Origin of the sequence: Streptomyces sp. NPDC006602, from assembly GCF_042870385.1 — a bacterium.
In the GTDB taxonomy this organism is placed as follows: domain Bacteria; phylum Actinomycetota; class Actinomycetes; order Streptomycetales; family Streptomycetaceae; genus Streptomyces.
Window position 1 is genome coordinate 217,157 of sequence record NZ_JBIAHG010000005.1, and the last position, 18,541, is coordinate 235,697.

The window sequence follows — 18,541 nt, forward strand, 5'->3', positions numbered from 1 at the left end:
GCGCGCGTGCGGGGTGTGCGGTCGGTGCAGGTCGATCAGGTGCCGTCTACGCCACCCACAGTGTCGCCCCCAGCGGTGTCCGTCGGTTCAGGCGTGTCCGAGGGCTGCGGCGCCGTCTCGGTCGGCTCGGCCGAGTCCGTCGGCTCCGTCGCCGTCTCGGTGGGCTGCGTCGCCGATGGCGAAGGCGTGTACGAGGGCGTGTACGACGGTGTGTACGACGGCGTGTAACCCGAACCGCCCGAACTCGTGCCGTCGTCCGTCGACGTGTCCGTGGGCTGCTCGCTCGTGTCGTCGCTCGGCGTCTCGCTGGTCGTCCGGTCGTCGGTGGTCTGCGAGGTGGTCGGCGACTTCGTGGTGCCGGTGCCGTCACCGTTCCCGTCACCGCCGTTGAGCGCGAGCGCGACGCCCGCCGCGATGGCGATCACCGCGAGGACGGCGAGGATCCACAGCTTGCCGCGGCCGCTGCCCCTGTTGCCGTGCCCCTCGAAGCCGCCGTCGTCCCCGCCGCCGTAGCCGCCGGGCAGGATCGGCTGCGGGATCTGCGTGGTGCCGGAGGAGTCGCCGGGGTGCGGCAGCACGCTGGTGCTCGCGAAGCCCGCCGCCGGGGTCTGCCGGCCGTCGTGCACATTGACGGGCCCGGTGTTCCAGGTGCCGGTATGGCCGCCCTGCTCGTACAGCATCTGCAGGCCGTACTGGATCAGCCCGCGCATCTCCTCGGCCGTCTGGAACCGGTCGTCCGGCTCCTTGGCGAGCGAGCGCATGACAAGACCGTCGAGCTCCGGCGGGACCGCGTCGGAGACCTCGGACGGAGGCGTCGGGATGTCCTGGACGTGCTGGTAGACGACCGACAGCGGGGTCTCGCCGGTGAACGGCGGGCGCAGCGCGAGGAGTTCGTAGAGGAGGCAGCCCGTGGCGTACAGGTCGGAACGGTGGTCGACGGCCTTGCCGAGGGCCTGCTCCGGGGAGAGGTACTGCGGGGTGCCCATGACCATGCCGGTTTGAGTCATCGTCGTGGACGCGCCGTGCAGGGCGCGGGCGATGCCGAAGTCCATCACCTTCACGGCACCGTTCTCGGTGATGATGACGTTGGCCGGCTTGATGTCGCGGTGCACGATGCCGTGCTGGTGCGAATAGGCAAGCGCTTCCAGGACGCCGGAGACGATGATCAGGGCCTGTTCGGGGCCCGGCGCCTCGGCGTTGAGGAGCAGGTCGCGGATCGTGCGCCCCTCGACGATCTCCATCACGATGTACGGCACGGACTGGCCGCCCACGAAGTCCTCGCCGGAGTCGTACACGGCGACGATCGCGTGGTGGTTGAGCCCGGCGACCGACTGGGCCTCGCGCGTGAAGCGCGCCTTGGAGACCGGGTCCTCGGCAAGATCGGCGCGCAGCAGCTTGACCGCCACGGTGCGTCCGAGGCGCACGTCCTCGGCCGCGAAGACCTCGGCCATGCCGCCCCGGCCGAGTCTGCGGGTCAGCCGATATCGGCCGTCCCCGACCAGTCCGCCGTTACCCCACAGTTCCGGCGCATCTGACATTCCGCCGCCAGTCGCCTCGGGGTCGGACGGGCCCTGAGCGCGCTGCTGCTGTGCCATCAGTCCTCGCCGTCGTTTCTGCCCGCGGTGCGCGCGGTGTTGTTACGGTCTCCGTCGGCCACGCTACAGCCTCAGCGCAAGCCGCCGATCCGGGAATACCCCGGGAACCGGCCCGAGACGGACCGGCCATCAAACCTCGAATCCGTGCAGGCGTGCAAATTCTGTGTACCGGCCGTACGCCCGCTGTAACGCTTGCGGGACCTTTCTTTCGCGTACGGCCACGGAACGGGCACCGCGCTGGACGTGTCAGTGCCCTCCGGCAGACTTGGCCGGGAACAGCGCTCTGGATCGATGGCACGCACGGCGCCTGAAGGCCTACGGGGGACGCAGAGACATGCGCCAGGTCGGCGCACTGGGCCGGTACGCGGAGCGAGCACTCGCCGGCGGCCGCCATCAGCTGCGCGACCAGCTCGGCGAAGGCGGCATGGCCTCGGTGCACCTCGCCTACGACGCCGTGCTCGACCGGCAGGTCGCGGTCAAGACCCTGCACACCGTGCTGGGCCGCGAACAGGCCTTCCGCGAGCGCTCCTTCGTGAGACCCAGACCGTGGCCAAGCTCACGCACACCAACATCGTCTCCGTCTTCGACACCGGCGAGGACGAGCTGGACGGCTCGACGATGCCGTACATCGTCATGGAGCACGTCGAGGGCCGGCCGCTCGGCTGGGTGCTGAACGCGGACGTACGGCAGTACGGCGCGATATCCGCCGACAAGGCCCTGAAGACCGTCTCCACGGGCATCCCGCCGGCGTGACGTGAAAAGGCCCGGCAGCTTGGGCTGCCGGGCCCGTTTCGGCCGTGGTCCGGTTCGGGCTTACAGGTACGGGCCGCCCGAACGGCCGGCCGAACGGCCACCCGTACGCAGGTCGTCGCCCTCCTCGTGGCCACCGACGCCCGGCGGGAGGGCGCGGCGCATCTGCTCCAACTGGGCGCGCGCGGCCATCTGCTGGGCGAACAGGGTGGTCTGGATCCCGTGGAAGAGCCCCTCCAGCCAGCCGACCAACTGGGCCTGCGCGATCCGCAGTTCCGCGTCGCTCGGGGTGGCTTCGTCCGCGAAGGGCAGGGACAGCCGCTCCAGCTCCTCGACGAGTTCCGGGGCCAGACCGTCCTCCAGCTCCTTCACCGAGCTGGAGTGGATCTCCTTGAGCCGGACCCGGCTCGCCTCGTCCAGGGGAGCCGCGCGCACCTCTTCGAGGAGCTGCTTGATCATGCTTCCGATCCGCATGACCTTCGCCGGCTGCTCGACCATCTCCGTCACGGGAACCTCGCGGGAGTCCTCGTCTCCTCCACCGCCGAGAGCCATCCCGTCCTGGCCAACGACCAGGATCTGGGGATTCTCCGGCGACCGTTCGTTCCTCGGCATCTCCATGCCGCCATTCTCTCGTACCCGTACACCTCATCAGCGTGGTGCCCCCGGAAAAGGCTGATCCACCGTTTAGGACGCATCGGCCTTGACATCGATCCTCTGGAGCAACCTGAAATGCCGGGATTATTAGAGAATGTCAGGCTCGTTCCGTGACTTCATGGCTGCGATCGCTGCGCGTGACGGGGGTGCTGATCGTCGTGGGCGCGGGGGTGGTCGTGCTGCCGTACGGGGGTGGTGGACGGTCGTACGGGGGTGAGTGGGCGTACGCGGTGGCCCCCTCCCCTTCCGCCTCCAGGGCCGCGTCCGCCCCTGCGTCCGCCTCCGCCTCCGCCCCTGAGTCCGCCTCCGCCCCCAGGTCCGCCTCTGCCTCTGCCTCCGCCTCCACCGAGCCCTCCCGGGCCGGGAGCCGCCCGGGCGAGGGGCGACAGCGGCCGGGGCGGCGGGAGGAAGCGGAGGAGGCGGAACCGGTGGACACGGAAGCGGCGGTGCCGCAGGACGAGGGCGCGGCGGACGCCGACGAGGGCGCGGACACCGACGAGGGCGCGGACACCGACCTCGACGGCGGGACTGACGGCGACCTCACCGTCGTACCGGAACCGCCGCGGAAGACCGCGGTCGTACCCCGAGCGAACCCGCCGCGGCACGCGAAGGAGACCGTCGCCCGCCCCGCCGATCCCAGACTGCGGATCATGCTCCTCGGCGGCGGGCTGATCCTCGTCGGGCTCGGGCTGGGGCTCGCCTTCGTGGCGCTCCGGGTGCGGCGGGCAGCCTCCTGAGGTCCTACGGCGTGACGAGCAGGACCTTTCCGATGTGACCGCTCTCCTCCACGACCCGGTGCGCGGCGGCGGCGTCGCTCATGGGGAGCTCGCGGTCGACGATCGGGCGTACGTGACCGGCGTCGAGCAGCGGCCACACGTGCTCGCGTACGGCCGCGACGATCGCCGCCTTCTCCTCCCGCGGGCGAGCGCGCAGGGAGGTCGCGCTGATCGCGGCGCGCTTGCGCAGGAGCGCGCCGATGTTCAACTCGGCCTTGATGCCGCCCTGCATGCCGATGATCGCGAGCCGGCCGTTGACGGCGAGGGCCCTGACGTTGCGGTCGAGGTATTTGGCGCCCATGTTGTCGAGGATGACGTCGGCGCCGGCCCCGTCGGTGGCCTCCTCCACCTCCGCGACGAAGTCCTGCTCGCGGTAGTTGACCAGGATGTCGGCGCCCAGCTCGGCACAGCGCTCCAGCTTCTCCTTGGTACCGGCCGTGACGGCGACCTTGGCGCCGACGGCCTTGGCGAGCTGGATCGCCATGGTGCCGATGCCGCTGGAACCGCCGTGCACGAGCAGGGTCTCGCCGGGGCGGAGGTGAGCGATCATGAAGACGTTCGACCAGACCGTGGACACCACCTCGGGAAGCGCCGCGGCCTGCTTGAGGTCCATGCCCTTGGGCACGGTCAGCACCTGGCCGGCCGGGACGGCGACCTTCTCGGCGTAACCACCACCCCCGAGCAACGCGCACACCTCGTCGCCGACAGCCCAGCCGGAGACGCCGGGGCCGATCTCGGCGATCCGTCCGGAACATTCCAGGCCGGGGTAGGGGGAGGCGCCGGGCGGCGGGTCGTAGAAGCCCTGCCGCTGCAGGATGTCGGCGCGGTTGACGGCACTGGCCACCACCTCGACCAGCACCTCGCCCTCGCCGGGCACGGGATCCGGGACCTCGTCCCACACCAGCGCCTCGGGCCCACCAGGTTCGGGAATCGTGATCGCATGCATGAGGGGGACGCTACCCGCCGGTCCTCGGTTGGACCCTCGTCGGTCTTCGGTCGGTCCTTGGACGGCCCCCTTCGGTCCTTGCACGGACCCAGTTCAGTCCTTGCACGGACCCGCTTCGGTCCCTGGGCGGATCCTCATCGGTCCGTGGGCTGACCTTCGTCGGTCCTTCGACCGATCCCCCGGAAATTCGCTGTGCGCGACCGATGAGTTCGCGCGACCGTAAAGGTCTTCTCATGCGTAACCCAAGTGCGCGGAAGGACACCCGACCATGAGCCAGCACACGTCCGGCCTGGCCATTGAGACCGCAGGCCTGGTGAAGACGTTCGGCGAGACCCGGGCCGTCGACGGAGTCGACCTCGCGGTGCCGGCCGGCACCGTCTACGGAGTCCTCGGCCCGAACGGCGCCGGAAAGACGACCACGGTGAAGATCCTCGCCACGCTGCTCCGGCCGGATGGCGGGGAGGCCCATGTCTTCGGGCACGACGTCGTACGGGACGCCGACGAGGTGCGTGGCCGGGTCAGCCTCACCGGCCAGTACGCGTCCGTGGACGAGGACCTCACCGGCACCGAGAACCTGGTCCTGCTGGGCAGGCTGCTCGGTCACCACAAGAAGGCCGCGCGGGAGCGTGCCGCGCAGCTGCTGGAGGCCTTCGGCCTCACCGACGCTGCCGGAAAGCAGGTCAAGCACTACTCGGGCGGCATGCGGCGCCGTATCGACATCGCCGCCTCCATCCTCAACACACCCGAGCTGCTGTTCCTGGACGAACCGACGACCGGCCTGGACCCGCGCAGCCGCAACCAGGTCTGGGACATCGTGCGCGCGGTCGTCGCCCAGGGCACCACCGTGCTGCTGACCACGCAGTATCTGGACGAGGCCGACCAGCTGGCGTCCCGGATCGCGGTCATCGACCAGGGCAAGGTGATCGCCGAGGGCACCAAGGGCGAGCTGAAGGCGTCCGTGGGCGCCGGTTCCGTACATCTGCGACTGCGGGACCCCGAGCAGCGGCCGCAGGCCGAGGAGGTGCTGCGGCTGACTCTGGACGCGGACGTGCAGCTGGAGCCCGACCCGGTGGCGCTGACGGCCCGCGTCGGGGGCGGGGCGGCGAACGGGCAGGGCGCTGCCGAGCAGGCGGCCCGCGCGCTCGCCGAGCTGGCTCGCACCGGCGTCGTCGTCGACAACTTCTCCCTGGGCCAGCCCAGCCTGGACGAGGTCTTCCTCGCCCTCACTGGACATGACACCCACGACGCGAAGAACTCCAACGACTCGAATGACTCCAACGACTCTGACGACTCGAAGGACGAGGTGGCGGCATGAGCACCGCGACGACCACGGAGCCCAAGGACTTCGCCCCCGTCAGCGCCGAATCGCTCGCCGCGCTGCTCGTCACCGGGGAGCGGCCGCCGCGCCCGAGCGCCCTGTCGGCCTCGCTGACCTTCGGCTGGCGGGCCGTCCTCAAGATCAAGCACGTGCCGGAGCAGCTCTTCGACGTCACGGCGTTCCCGATCATGATGGTGCTGATGTACACGTACCTGTTCGGGGGCGCTCTGGCCGGGTCCCCGAAGGAGTACATCCAGTTCCTGCTGCCGGGCATCCTGGTGATGTCGGTCGTGATGATCACGATGTACACCGGCGTCTCGGTGAACACCGACATCGAGAAGGGCGTCTTCGACCGGTTCCGCAGCCTGCCGATCTGGCGGCCGTCGACCATGGTCGGCTATCTGCTCGGCGACGCGCTGCGCTACACGATCGCGTCCGTCGTGATGCTCACGGTCGGCATGATCCTCGGCTACCGCCCGGACGGCGGGGTCGGCGGCGTGCTCGCGGGGATCGCGCTGCTCGTCGTGTTCTCGTTCGCGTTCTCGTGGATCTGGACCATGTTCGGGCTGATGCTGCGCACCGAGAAGTCGGTGATGGGCGTCAGCATGATGGTGATCTTCCCGCTGACCTTCCTGTCCAACGTCTTCGTCGACCCGAAGACCATGCCGGGCTGGCTGCAGGCGTTCGTCAACAACAGCCCGGTGACCCATCTGGCGTCGGCGGTGCGCGGCCTGATGGCGGGCGACTGGCCGACCGACGAGGTCGCCTGGTCGCTGGGTTGGGCGGGCTTGTTCGTGCTGGTCTTCGGGCCGATCACGATGCGGCTGTACAACCGCAAGTGACCGGACCCGTTGCCGAGATCAATTCTGGGGCAGCGGGCGGACGTCGGGCGCGATCTGCGAGCCCGGCGTCGCCCGCACGATCGTGATCAGCCGGTCCGTCAGCTCCAGCGTGCCGACGGCCGGATCGTCGTATCCGAGCACCCGGTGCCCGCGTACGACGCTCACCACCAGGTCGTGCGTCTCCCTCGGGCTCTTGCCCACCTCGGCCTTTATGACCGGCCGTTCGATGATGTCGAGGCCGCTGCCCTGCTGGATCAGGTCCTCCATCACCATGCCGGCCGCCGGGCTCAGCACGGACAGGCCGAGGAGCCGCCCGGCGGCGCTGGCGCTGGTGATCACCGCGTCGGCGCCGGACTGCTTCAGCAGCGGGGCGTTCTCCTCCTCCCGCACCGCGGCCACGATCTTCGCGCCCTTGTTGAGCTGCCGGGCCGTCAGCGTCACGAGGACGGCCGTGTCGTCGCGCTGGGTGGCGATGATGATCTTCCGGGCCCGGTGCACCTCGGCCCGCATCAGGACGTCGCTGCGCGTCGCGTCCCCGACGACCCCCGCGTACCCGTCCGCGGTCGCCGCGTCGATCACCTTGGAACTGGGATCGACCACGACGACCTGCTCCTTCTCCAGGCCCGTCGCGATGACGGTCTGGATCGCCGAGCGTCCCTTGGTGCCGAAGCCGATGACGACGGTGTGGTCGCGCAAGGTGGACCTCCAGCGGTTGAGTCGCCACTCCTCACGCGTGCGTTCGGTGAGGACCTCGAGCGTGGTGCCGACCAGGATGATCAGGAACAGCACGCGCATCGGCGTGATGACGAAGATGTTGGTGAGCCGGGCGGCGTCACTGACCGGGGTGATGTCGCCGTAGCCGGTGGTGGAGAGGGTGACGGTCGCGTAGTAGCAGGCGTCGAGGAAGTCGACGGAGCCGTCGGAGTTGTCGTTGTAGCCGTCGTGCTCGGCGTAGACGATCACCGCGGTGGCCATGAGCAGGAACAAGGCCATGAGCACCCTCTTGGCGACCTGCCGGAACGGATGCTCCACCACCTTCCGGGGGAGCAGCACCCGATGGGTCACGAGATGTTCGTCCGCCTGGCGGGCGATCGCGTCATGGCCCGGAAGTTTCACGTGAAACACACCCCGATCCCGGCTGCGGCCCAGGGCAGGTCGAGCAGCTCCGCCTCCTCCCCGGGCCGCGCACCGCCTGGTGGTACGACGGCCAGGGCGTCGGCCGCGGCGATGCCCCGCAGCATCGCCGGGCCGTTGTAGTGCAGCGGCACGGCATGGTCGCCGCGCAGGACCACGGGGATGAGCCGGGTGTCGTGCGGATGCCCGTGCGCCTCGTCCCGCAGGGGCAGCGTGTACGGCTCCGGGGCGGGGCGTGCCGCGAGGGTGCGCAGCAGTGGTTCGGCGAGCGTGAGCAGACCGGAGACGGCCGCGAGGGGGTTGCCGGGCAGGCCGACGAGGTGCTGGTTCTCCTTGGTTCGGGCCAGCAGCATGGGGTGGCCGGGGCGCACTTTGACGCCGTCGACCAGGAGTTCGGCGCCGAGACGTTGAAGGGTGGGGTGGACGTGGTCGACGGGGCCGGAGGCGGTGCCTCCGGTGGTGACGATCAGATCGGCCTTGGATGTGGTGAGCGCCTTGTGGAGAGCCTTGGCGTCGTCGCCGAGCCGACGTACGCCGGTGACCTCGGCGCCGAGCGCGTGCAGCCAGGGCGGGAGCATCGGGCCGAGCGCGTCCCGGATCATGCCGTCGTGCGGCTTGCCCTCGGTGAGCAACTCGTCGCCCAGGACGAGGACTTCGACGCGGGGGCGGGGTACGGCGGCGAGGGTGTCGTATCCGGCGGCCGCGGCGAGGCCGAGCACTGCGGGGGTGACGAGGGTGCCGGCCGGGAGAAGCTGGTCGCCGCTGCGGCACTCCTGCCCGCGCGGGCGGATGTCCTGGCCGTGCGCCATCTCGCGGGTCGGATGGAGGTGACCCTTGTCGTCGGCGCGGCCGTGCTCGCTGCGCAGGACGGCTGTGGTGTCGAGGGGGATGCGGGCTCCGGTGGCGATCCGGACGGCCTCGCCGTCGGTGAGCGGCTCGGGCTCCGCGTGCCCGGCGAGTACGCCCTCGTTCCGTACGGCCCAGGGGCCGGGTCCCGCGACCGCCCAGCCGTCCATCGCGGAGGTGTCGAAGGAGGGCAGGTCGGTGAGGGCGGTGAGGGGGGCGGCCAGGGTCAGGCCGAGCGCGTCGTCGAGGGTGACGGAGACGGGGGCGCGGTGGGCACTGCGCGTGGCGGACCGTGCGGCGATGGCGCGGGCCTCTGGCCAGGGGGTGGCGCGGTGGCGGGGGGCCGATTGGTGGGACGCGTCGTGCCCCCCGGCCTGCGGGGCGGATGCGGTCACGTGATCACCGGCGGTGTGGCCGTTGCCTTCCTTCACGAGGGCGAGCACCTCCTCGACGTCGAGGTCGTCGGCGTCCTCGGCGTCCTCGGCGGTCCGGGCGGCGCGGGCGGTCATCCGGCGTCCGGGCGGGCGTCGGGCGTGGCGTCGGGGGCCTTGTCCGGCTCGGCGTCGGCGGCGTCCTCGTCCGCCCAGCGCAGGGCGAGGGCGGCTGCCTTGCGGGATGCCTCGGCCACCGCGTCAGGGCCTCCCCCGGCCTGCGCGGCCGCGTAGCCGACGAGGAAGGTGGTCAGCGGTGCCGCGGGCCTCGCCACGCCGTGGGCGGCGTCACGGGCGAGGTCGAGCAGCACACCGGTGTCGACGTCGAGGTCGATGCCCAGCTCGTCCTTGACTGCGGAAATCCATTCATCCAACACGTGCCCATGCTCCCTGATACGTGCCCTGGCGGCGGCGATGTCGTCCCAGGTGTCGCAGTCGAAGGACGCGACGGGGTCCGGGACGCGGGTGAGGTGGAGACCGGCGGTGAGCCGGCGCAGGGGCAGCCCGGTGGCGCTGCCGTACTCGGTGGTCAGTGCGGCCAGCTCCCGGCGCAGTGCGGGTGCGCGGTACGCGGCCACCAGCGGCTGGTCACGGCCGTCGGCATCGGTGAGCAGCACGCCCTCGGCGCCGGTCGTCCGGAGGGCGGTCAGCAGCCGCCGTACCGTCGCCTCGCCGAGGAACGGCAGGTCGGCGGAGAGTACGACGGCCTCCTCGGCCGTGGTGTGTCGCAGCCCGGCGTCCAGTGCGGCCACCGGCCCGCCGCCGGGCGGGTCCTCGCGCGCCCAGGTCACGGGCCGCTCGGTCGGCCGGGGATCGGCGACGACGACGGTGGTACGCGCGTCGGCGCAGGCGGCGAGCACTCGGTCGAGCAGCGCCCGCCCGCCCACCCGCACCCCGGGCTTGTCGGCACCGCCGAGCCGCCGGGCGGCACCGCCGGCGAGTACGACGGCGTCGTACGCGGCGACAGCGGGGGGCGGCTCGTTGGCGGTCACCCCCCGAGTATGCGTGCCGCCGCGATCACAGGGAACGCGGGGGAAGCCGCGCGATCACCGCGAGGTGGCGCTCGCATCACCGCGGGATCAGACGGTGCGGTCAGAGTGAGCGCAACAGGACCGCCGGCTGTTCCACGCAGTCCGCCACGTACCGCAGGAAGCCGCCCGCCGTGCCGCCGTCGCACACCCGGTGGTCGAAGGTGAGCGAGAGCTGGACGACCTGGCGCACCGCCAGCTCGCCCTCGTGCACCCATGGCTTGGGAACTATGCGGCCGACGCCGAGCATGGCCGCCTCGGGGTGGTTGATGATCGGCGTGGAGCCGTCGACGCCGAACACTCCGTAGTTGTTCAAGGTGAAGGTGCCGCCGGTGAGTTCCCGGGGGGTGAGGGTCCCCGCGCGGGCCGACTCGGTCAGCCTGGCGAACTCCGCGGTCAGCGCCTCGGCGTCCCGCGCCTGCGCGTCCCGTACGACGGGCACGACGAGCCCCCGCTCGGTCTGCGCGGCGAACCCGAGGTGCACGGCGTCCAGCCGGACGATCTCCCTGGCCTCCATGTCGACGGTGGAGTTCAGCTCGGGGTAACGGGCCAGGGCGGCGGTGCAGATGCGGGCCAGGAGGGCGAGGAGTGAGATCTTCGGTCCGTCGGCGGCGTTCATCGCGGTGCGGGCCCGCATGAGCTCCGTGGCGTCCGCGTCGACCCAGCAGGTGGCGTCCGGGATCTCCCGCCGGCTGCGGGAGAGCTTGTCGGCTGCGGCGCCTCGGATGCCCTTGAGGGGGATGCGGGTGCCCCCGGTGGCTGGCGCGGAGGTGGCCGGGGTCGCAGTCGGCGCCTCGGGTGCGCGTGCTTCGGGGGCGTGTGCCTCGGCGGCCGGCACTGGCGTGTGCCCGGCCGGGACCGTCGTACGCCCCTGCGCCGCCGCGGCCCGCAGCGCGTACTCCACGTCGGCCCGCATGATCAGCCCGTCGGGCCCGGAGCCGTTCAGCTCGCTGAGGTCGAGGCCGTTCTCGCGGGCGAGGCGGCGCACCAGCGGCGAGATCACCGGAACCGGACCGTCCGCCGCCTCGGGGGCACTGACCTGCCCGTTCGCCACACCGGCCGCCGGAGTCGACCGGCCCGGCCGCACCCTGCGCCTGCGCGCGGGCGCTTCCGAAGTGCCGTACCCCACCAGCACGTTCCCCGAGCTCTCGGTCTCGCCGCCGGAGGCCGACGCACCCACGGCGACCGTGATCAGCGGCGCCCCGACGGGCACTTCCGTGCCCTCCTCGCCGAAACGCGCGGTGACCACACCGCCGTAGGGGCAGGGCACCTCGACCATCGCCTTGGCCGTCTCGACCTCGACGACCGGCTGGTCGACGGCGACGAGGTCTCCGACCTCGACAAGCCAACGGACGATTCCCGCTTCGGTGAGCCCCTCCCCGAGGTCGGGAAGCCTGAACTCAAGACTGTGCATGTCAGAAGCGTGTGCCATCAGCCCTCGGCCTCCCATTGCAGACGCCCCACGGCGTCCAGGATCCGGTCCACGCCGGGCAGGTGGTGACGCTCCAGCATCGGCGGCGGGTAGGGGATGTCGAACCCGGCCACGCGCAGCACCGGCGCCTCCAGGTGATGGAAGCAGCGCTCCGTGACACGGGCCGCGATCTCCCCGCCCGGGCCGCCGAACCCGCCCGACTCGTGTACGACGACCGCTCGCCCGGTCCGCCGTACCGAGGCGCAGACCGTCTCGTCGTCGAACGGCACCAGGGAGCGCAGGTCGACGACTTCGAGGTCCCAGCCCTCGTCCCGCGCCGCCTCAGCGGCTTCGAGGCAGACGGGCACGGACGGCCCGTACGTGATGAGTGTGGCGCTCCGGCCCGAGCGCCGCACCACCGCGCGGCCTATCGGTTCAACGGTCTGCGGGTCCTCCGGGTTCCAGGAGGCCTTGGACCAGTACAGGCGCTTGGGTTCGAGGAAGACGACCGGGTCGTCGGAGGCGATGGCGGCGCGCAGCAGGCCGTAGGCGTCGGCGACCGTGGCGGGCGTGACGACATGGAGCCCCGGAGTCGCCATGTAGTACGCCTCGGACGAGTCGCTGTGGTGCTCGACGCCGCCGATGCCGCCGCCGTAGGGGACGCGGATGGTGAGCGGGAGCGGCAGTGCGCCGCGGGTGCGGTTGCGCATCCGCGAGACGTGGCTGATCAGTTGCTCGAACGCCGGGTAGGCGAACGCGTCGAACTGCATCTCCACGACCGGGCGCAGCCCGTACATCGCCATGCCGACGGCCGTGCCGAGGATGCCGGCCTCGGCGAGCGGGGTGTCCGTGCAGCGGTCCTCACCGAACTCCTTGGCGAGCCCGTCGGTGACCCGGAAGACACCACCGAGGGTGCCGACGTCCTCGCCCATGACGTGCACGGTCGGGTCGGCGGCCATGGCGTCGCGCATCGCGCGCGTGAGGGCCTGCGCCATGGTGGCCGGTTTGAGGGCGACGGTGGTCATCGGTGCGACCCTTCCTGCTCCGCCGCCAGCTCGGCCCGCAACTGGGCCTGTTGCTCGCGCAGTTGCGGGGTGGGCTCGGCGTACACGTGGGCGAACAGGTCCATCGGGTCGAGCGGCGGGTCCTGGTTCATGCGCTCACGCAGGTCGGCGGCCGTGGTCTCGGCGGCGTCGCGCGCGGCCTGGATGCCGTGCTCGTCGAGGAGGCCGCGCTCGGTCAGCTCCTGCTCCAGGAGGGCGATCGGGTCGTGTCCGCGCCACGTCTCGACCTCGGCGTCGCCGCGGTAGCGGGTCGCGTCGTCGGCGTTGGTGTGCGCGTCGACGCGGTACGTGATGGCCTCGACCAGGGTGGGGCCGCCGCCCGCGCGCGCGTGCCGCACGGCGTCGGAGAGGACCCCGTGCACGGCGGCGGCGTCGTTGCCGTCGACCAGCCGGCCGGGCATGCCGTAGCCGACGGCCTTGTGGGCCAGCGACGGGGCCGCGGTCTGCTTGGCGATCGGGACGGAGATCGCGAAGCCGTTGTTCTGGACGAGGAAGACGACCGGGGCCTGCCAGACGGCTGCGAAGTTCAGCGCCTCGTGGAAGTCGCCCTCGCTGGTGCCGCCGTCGCCGACCATGGCCAGCGCGACCACGTCGTCGCCCTTGAGGCGGGCGGCGTGCGCGAGGCCGACGGCGTGCGGGAGCTGGGTGGCGAGGGGGGTGCACAGGGGGGCCACGCGGTGCTCGCGCGGGTCGTAGCCGGTGTGCCAGTCGCCGCGCAGCAGGGTGAGGGCCTGCACGGGGTCGAGGCCACGGACGACGGCCGCGAGGGTGTCGCGGTAGCTGGGGAAGAGCCAGTCGCGGTCCTCCAGGACCAGCGCCGCGGCGACCTGACAGGCCTCCTGCCCGGTGCTGGACGGGTAGACCGCCAGACGCCCCTGCTTGGTGAGTGCGGTGGCCTGCGCGTTGTACCGGCGGCCGCGCACCAGCTCGGCGTACAGCCGGCGCAGCAGCCCGGGATCGGCCTGCGCGGCCGCCTCGGTGCCGAGGACGCGGTAGGGACGCGCGTCGGGCAGCAGCGGTGCGGGGTCGGTGCGGGGCTGCCAGGCGGGCGGCGGGGTCGGCTTGTAAGCGCCCCGCTGCTCCATGACCGTCATGACGGCACCTCCTCGTGGGAGCGGCTTCAGGCGCGCCACGGGTGTGATGCGCCTCACCTACCGATTGTTCGGTCGTCGGCACATTTTGGCTACACGGCCCCTCAGGCTGTGGACAAACGGTTCTGCACAACCTCAAATGAACGCAGTACGTCCATGGTAGAGAGGCGGGGGCACATGGCATCTGAACAAATGGCCGAGAGCCCTGAAGGCAGCGGCCCCCTACCGCCCGCACGTCCGCTCGACGCCATCGATCTGGACATCCTCCAGATGCTCCAGGGGGACGGCCGCGCGTCGATAAGGTCGGTCGCCGAACGGGTGCATGTCTCCCGCGCCAACGCCTACGCGCGCATCAACCGCCTCATCGAGGACGGTGTCATCCGCGGCTTCGGTGCCCGCGTCAACCATGAACGCGCAGGTCAGGGCACCTCGGCGTACATCACCCTGAAGATCGTCCAGAACTCCTGGCGCACGGTGCGCGAGCAGCTCAGACAACTGCCCGGCGCCTCCCACATCGCCCTGGTGGGCGGCGACTTCGACGTACTGCTCCTGGTGCACACGTCCGACAACAGAGCCCTGCGCGAGCTGGTGCTGACCCGGCTCCAGGCCATCCCGGAGGTGCTCAGTACACGCACGCTGCTGGTCTTCGAGGAGGAGGACCTGGAGCCGCAGGGCTGAACCTCAGGCGGCCTTGCGGAGCCCCGAGAAGACCAACTGTGCGACCGCCTCGGCGACTTCGCGCTCGTTCATGCCCCGTCCGTCCGGCCGGTACCACTCCACAATGGAGTTGATCATCCCGAAGACGAGCCGCGTCGCGAGCCGCACCTCCACGTCGCCGCGCACGTCCCCGTCGGCCGCCGCCGCCTTGAGCAGCTCGGCGACCCGGTGGTCGAAGTCGCGGCGCCGCTCCAGGGCCCACCGCTCGGTGCCGGTGTTGCCGCGCACGCGCAGCAACAGCGTCACGTAGGGCAGCTCCGCTATGAGCACCTCGACCATGCGCCGTACGACGTACTCCAGGCGCTCGACCGAGCGCCCCGCGCGCGCGTGCTCCTCGTCGAGGATCCCGAAGAGACCGTCCAGCGCGCGGCTCACGGCGCGACGCAGCAGCTCCTCCTTGCCGGTGACGTGGTGGTAGATCGACGACTTCGAAATGCCGGCCGCCTTGGAGAGGTGCTCCATGGAGGTGCCGTCGTAGCCGCGTTCGTTGAAGACCTGGACGGCGACGGACAGCAGCGTCTCCGGCGTGTACGTATCGCGCTTGGCGGTGGTCATGAGGTGCTGCCCTCCCGCTTGTCGGTGGCGTACGCGTGGCGGTACAGCGCGAGGGACGGCGCGTAGCGCCCCGAGGGGTCGCGCATGTGCAGGTCGTCCAGGAGGGCGTAGGCCCAGTTGCGGCCGAGCCGGCGGCTCCACTCGAAGGGGCCCAGCGGGTAGTTGACCCCGAGGCGCATCGCGGTGTCGATGTCCTCCTCGGTGGCCACGCCCTTGGCGACGGCATCGTGCGCCAGGTCGACGATGCGCGCGACCGTCCGCGCGACGATCATGCCGGGGACGTCGCCGATCACGCTGACCTGCTTGCCGAGCGCCTGGAAGAGACCCGTGGCCTCGCCGAGGGTCTGCTGGGAGGTGTCCTGGGAGGCGGACAGGGCGATGCGGGTGGCCCGGCGGTAGTCGAGCGCGAGGTCGAAGTAGACGACGTCCCGGAACTCTACCGAGGTCTGTCCGTCGGCGAGGGCGAGCTGGCCGCCGCTCGGCAGCACCAGGCGGGTGCCGTGGTCCTCGTCGTCCTCACGGACCGGGATGCCCGCCTCGCGGATCAGATTGAGCAGTTCCGAGGCGGGGCCCAGGTCGCCCTCGGCGACGACGTACGCGGGCGGCTGGGCCGGTTCCGCGGTGTGCGGCTCGGGACGGTCGGCGTCCTCTGCGTGGTCGTACCAGCCGCGACCGGTCTTGCGGCCGAGTCGGCCCGACTCGACCAGGCGGCGCTGGGCGAGCGACGGCGTGAAGCGCACGTCCTGGAAGAAGGCCTGCCACACCGAGTGCGTGACCGACTCGTTGACGTCCTGGCCGATGAGGTCGGTGAGTTCGAAGGCGCCCATCTTGAAGCCGCCGCACTCGCGCAGGACCGCGTCGATGGTGGCGGGTTCGGCGCCCTGGGCCTCGTGGACCGCGAATGCCTCGGCGTAGAAGGGCCGCGCGATGCGGTTGACGATGAAGCCCGGGGTGTCGGCGCAGGCGACCGGGGTCTTGCCCCAGGCGCGGGCCATCTCGTACGCGCGCGTGGCCGACGAGACGTCGGTGGCGAACCCGGAGACGACCTCCACGAGGGGCAGCAGCGGTGCGGGGTTGAAGAAGTGCAGGCCCACCAGGCGGCCGGGGTTGCGCAGGGCTCCACCGATGGCCGTGACCGACAGGGACGAGGTGTTGGTGGCAAGCAGACAGTCCTCGCCGACGATGTCCTCCAGCTCGCGGAACAGCTCCTGCTTGACGTCCAGCCGCTCCAGGACGGCCTCGACGACCAGGGCGCAGTCCGCGAGGTCGGCGAGGTTCTCTGCGGGCAGCAGGCGGGCGCGTGCCGCGTCCCGGTCGGCGCCGCCGAGCCGGTCCTTCTCGACGAGCCGGTCGAGGCGGGCGCCGATCGCGTCGGCCGATTCCTGGGCCCGGCCGGGTGCGGCGTCGTACAGCCGTACGGAATGGCCGGCGACCAGCGCGACCTGGGCGATGCCCTGGCCCATGGTGCCGGTGCCGACGACGGCCACGGGGCTGCTGAGGTCGAGTGCTGTCATGTGCGCGATCCTCCCGCACGGGGTTTTCCACAGATGCGGCGGACCCCCTTGTCCCGACCGATCGTTCGGTTACTCTAACTCTGAGTGGCTGTTCCTGCCCATGTTTCTGCCAGGTCATGAGCTCGACGAAGAGTTCTTGAGACGAGGAGTTGGTCCCGCATGGCCGCCGAACTCACCGCGCACGATCTGATCGCCAAGCACCGGCCCACCCTCGACCAGGCGCTGGAAACGATCCGCACCCGCGCGTACTGGTCCCCGCACCCCGAGCACCCCAAGGCCTACGGCGAGAGCGGCAGCCTGGACATGGCGGCGGGCAAGGCCGCCTTCGACGCCCTCCTGGGAACCCGCCTCGACCTAGGCCAGCCCGGCACGGACGACTGGGTGGGCGGCGAGGTCTCGCCGTACGGCATCGAGCTGGGCGTGGGCTACCCGCACGCGGACATCGACGAGCTGCTGCCCGCCATGAAGGCCGGACAGAAGGCATGGCGGGACGCGGGCGCCGAGATGCGCGCGGTGGTGTGTCTGGAGATCCTCAAGCGGATCAGCGACCGGACGCACGAGTTCGCGCACGCGGTCATGCACACCTCCGGCCAGGCCTTCATGATGGCGTTCCAGGCGGGCGGCCCGCACGCGCAGGACCGCGGCCTTGAGGCGGTGGCGTACGCGTACGTGGAGCAGGTCCGCACCCCTGACACGGCGGAGTGGACCAAGCCGCAGGGCAAGCGCGACCCGCTGGCGCTCACCAAGCAGTACACGCCGGTCCCGCGCGGGATCGCGCTGGTCATCGGCTGCAACACCTTCCCGACGTGGAACGGCTATCCGGGCCTGTTCGCCTCCCTGGCCACCGGCAACGCGGTCCTGGTGAAGCCTCACCCGCGCGCGGTACTGCCGCTCGCACTCACCGTGCAGGCCGCGCGCCAGGTGCTCGCCGAGGCGGGCTTCGACCCGAACCTGGTGGCGCTGGCCGCCGAGCGACCGGGCGAGGGCATCGCCAAGACCCTGGCCACCCGACCCGAGATCCGGATCATCGACTACACCGGCTCGACGGCGTTCGGCGACTGGCTGGAGGCCAACGCCCGCCAGGCGCAGGTCTACACGGAGAAGGCCGGCGTCAACACGGTGCTGGTCCACTCCACGGACGACTACAAGGGGATGCTGTCCAACCTGGCCTTCTCGCTGTCCCTGTACAGCGGCCAGATGTGCACCACCCCCCAGAACCTGCTCGTCCCGCGCGACGGCATCCGCACCGAGGATGGCCCCCGGACCTACGACGAGGTGGTCGCCGACCTCGCCCGCTCGGTCGACGGCCTGCTCGGCGACGACGCGCGCGCGAACGCCCTGCTCGGCGCGATCGTCAACCCGGACGTGAAGGCCCGACTGGAGGCCGCGGCCGGTCTCGGCGAAGTCGCCCTCGCCTCGCGGGAGGTGAGCAACCCGGAGTTCCCGCAAGCGGTCGTCCGCACTCCCGTCATCGTGAAGCTGGACGGCGCGCGGAAATATTGGGAGGGGGCGAACGACGAGGCCGCCTACATGAGCGAGTGCTTCGGGCCCGTGTCCTTCGCCGTCGCCGTCGACTCGGCCGCCGACGCGACGGAACTGCTGCGGCGCACGATCCGTGAGAAGGGCGCGATGACGGTCGGCGCGTACACCACCGACGAGGAGGTCGAGCAGGCCGTCCGGGAGGTCTGCTTCGAGGAGGCGGCCCAGCTGTCGCTGAACCTCACGGGCGGGGTGTACGTCAACCAGACCGCCGCCTTCTCCGACTTCCACGGCTCGGGCGGCAACCCGGCGGCCAACGCGGCACTCACCGACGGGGCGTTCGTGGCCAACCGCTTCCGGGTGGTCGAGGTGCGCCGCGAGGCCTAGGAG

General features: G+C 71.3%; 17 protein-coding genes and 1 pseudogene. 6 read left to right on the forward strand and 12 right to left on the reverse strand.

Annotated features, from left to right (window positions below; genetic code table 11):
- Positions 1–35: 35 nt before the first annotated feature.
- The gene (locus tag ACFYO2_RS16060) at positions 36–1,595 is read right to left on the reverse strand and encodes a protein kinase (protein ID WP_388348978.1); all 1,560 of its coding nucleotides are present in this window, start codon (positions 1,593–1,595) and stop codon (positions 36–38) included.
- Positions 1,596–1,929: 334 nt separating this feature from the next.
- Here ACFYO2_RS16060 and ACFYO2_RS16065 point away from each other — a divergent pair.
- A pseudogene (locus ACFYO2_RS16065) lies at positions 1,930–2,318 on the forward strand (protein kinase); the annotation flags it as partial.
- Positions 2,319–2,408: 90 nt separating this feature from the next.
- Here ACFYO2_RS16065 and ACFYO2_RS16070 read toward each other — a convergent pair.
- A complete protein-coding gene (locus tag ACFYO2_RS16070; protein ID WP_388348980.1) occupies positions 2,409–2,963 on the reverse strand; it encodes a bacterial proteasome activator family protein in 555 nt (184 codons plus the stop codon).
- A 133-nt stretch (positions 2,964–3,096) separates the two neighbouring features.
- Positions 3,097–3,435, reverse strand: coding sequence for a hypothetical protein (locus tag ACFYO2_RS16075; RefSeq protein ID WP_388348982.1), 339 nt, complete (start codon positions 3,433–3,435; stop codon positions 3,097–3,099).
- On the opposite strand from ACFYO2_RS16075, the gene ACFYO2_RS16080 reads away from it, so the two are divergent.
- Entirely contained in the window at positions 3,428–3,736 is a 309-nt protein-coding gene (locus tag ACFYO2_RS16080; RefSeq protein ID WP_388348984.1) for a hypothetical protein, read from the forward strand. The genes ACFYO2_RS16075 and ACFYO2_RS16080 overlap by 8 nt on opposite strands.
- Before the next feature lie 4 nt (positions 3,737–3,740).
- Here ACFYO2_RS16080 and ACFYO2_RS16085 read toward each other — a convergent pair whose 3' ends face one another.
- The gene (locus ACFYO2_RS16085) at positions 3,741–4,721 is read right to left on the reverse strand and encodes an NAD(P)H-quinone oxidoreductase (protein WP_388348985.1); all 981 of its coding nucleotides are present in this window, start codon (positions 4,719–4,721) and stop codon (positions 3,741–3,743) included.
- Positions 4,722–4,989: 268 nt separating this feature from the next.
- Here ACFYO2_RS16085 and ACFYO2_RS16090 point away from each other — a divergent pair, with 268 nt between their 5' ends.
- Entirely contained in the window at positions 4,990–6,036 is a 1,047-nt protein-coding gene (locus ACFYO2_RS16090; protein WP_388348987.1) for an ATP-binding cassette domain-containing protein, read from the forward strand.
- Positions 6,033–6,881 (forward strand): ABC transporter permease, encoded by an 849-nt coding sequence (locus ACFYO2_RS16095; protein WP_388348989.1) that lies wholly within the window; start codon positions 6,033–6,035, stop codon positions 6,879–6,881. The genes ACFYO2_RS16090 and ACFYO2_RS16095 overlap by 4 nt, the downstream gene beginning before the upstream one ends.
- Before the next feature lie 18 nt (positions 6,882–6,899).
- On the opposite strand, the gene ACFYO2_RS16100 is transcribed toward ACFYO2_RS16095, so the two are convergent.
- The 6 genes from ACFYO2_RS16100 to pdhA form a co-directional block, all read right to left on the reverse strand.
- Positions 6,900–7,997, reverse strand: coding sequence for a potassium channel family protein (locus tag ACFYO2_RS16100; RefSeq protein WP_388348991.1), 1,098 nt, complete (start codon positions 7,995–7,997; stop codon positions 6,900–6,902).
- Positions 7,994–9,370 (reverse strand): molybdopterin molybdotransferase MoeA, encoded by a 1,377-nt coding sequence (locus tag ACFYO2_RS16105; RefSeq protein WP_388348993.1) that lies wholly within the window; start codon positions 9,368–9,370, stop codon positions 7,994–7,996. The genes ACFYO2_RS16100 and ACFYO2_RS16105 overlap by 4 nt, the downstream gene beginning before the upstream one ends.
- Positions 9,367–10,284, reverse strand: a complete 918-nt coding sequence (locus ACFYO2_RS16110; protein WP_388348995.1) for an NTP transferase domain-containing protein — start codon at positions 10,282–10,284, stop codon at positions 9,367–9,369. The genes ACFYO2_RS16105 and ACFYO2_RS16110 overlap by 4 nt, the downstream gene beginning before the upstream one ends.
- A gap of 100 nt (positions 10,285–10,384) precedes the next feature.
- A complete protein-coding gene (locus tag ACFYO2_RS16115) occupies positions 10,385–11,752 on the reverse strand; it encodes a dihydrolipoamide acetyltransferase family protein (protein ID WP_388348997.1) in 1,368 nt (455 codons plus the stop codon).
- Positions 11,752–12,756, reverse strand: coding sequence for an alpha-ketoacid dehydrogenase subunit beta (locus ACFYO2_RS16120; RefSeq protein WP_388348999.1), 1,005 nt, complete (start codon positions 12,754–12,756; stop codon positions 11,752–11,754). The genes ACFYO2_RS16115 and ACFYO2_RS16120 overlap by 1 nt, the downstream gene beginning before the upstream one ends.
- Positions 12,753–13,889 (reverse strand): pyruvate dehydrogenase (acetyl-transferring) E1 component subunit alpha, encoded by a 1,137-nt coding sequence (gene pdhA / locus ACFYO2_RS16125; RefSeq protein ID WP_388349000.1) that lies wholly within the window; start codon positions 13,887–13,889, stop codon positions 12,753–12,755. Before pdhA ends, ACFYO2_RS16120 begins: the two co-directional genes overlap by 4 nt.
- Positions 13,890–14,078: 189 nt before the next feature.
- Here pdhA and ACFYO2_RS16130 point away from each other — a divergent pair, with 189 nt between their 5' ends.
- Entirely contained in the window at positions 14,079–14,564 is a 486-nt protein-coding gene (locus ACFYO2_RS16130) for an Lrp/AsnC family transcriptional regulator (RefSeq protein ID WP_388349604.1), read from the forward strand.
- Between the two features lie 3 nt (positions 14,565–14,567).
- On the opposite strand, the gene ACFYO2_RS16135 is transcribed toward ACFYO2_RS16130, so the two are convergent.
- Together ACFYO2_RS16135 and ACFYO2_RS16140 are read right to left on the reverse strand one after the other, a co-directional pair.
- Complete coding sequence (locus ACFYO2_RS16135; RefSeq protein WP_388349002.1) at positions 14,568–15,158, reverse strand: TetR/AcrR family transcriptional regulator; 591 nt, start codon at positions 15,156–15,158, stop codon at positions 14,568–14,570.
- Complete coding sequence (locus ACFYO2_RS16140; RefSeq protein WP_388349004.1) at positions 15,155–16,672, reverse strand: 3-hydroxyacyl-CoA dehydrogenase; 1,518 nt, start codon at positions 16,670–16,672, stop codon at positions 15,155–15,157. Before ACFYO2_RS16140 ends, ACFYO2_RS16135 begins: the two co-directional genes overlap by 4 nt.
- A gap of 159 nt (positions 16,673–16,831) precedes the next feature.
- Here ACFYO2_RS16140 and paaN point away from each other — a divergent pair, with 159 nt between their 5' ends.
- Positions 16,832–18,538, forward strand: coding sequence for a phenylacetic acid degradation protein PaaN (paaN, locus tag ACFYO2_RS16145; RefSeq protein WP_388349006.1), 1,707 nt, complete (start codon positions 16,832–16,834; stop codon positions 18,536–18,538).
- The last annotated feature ends 3 nt before the right edge of the window (positions 18,539–18,541 follow it).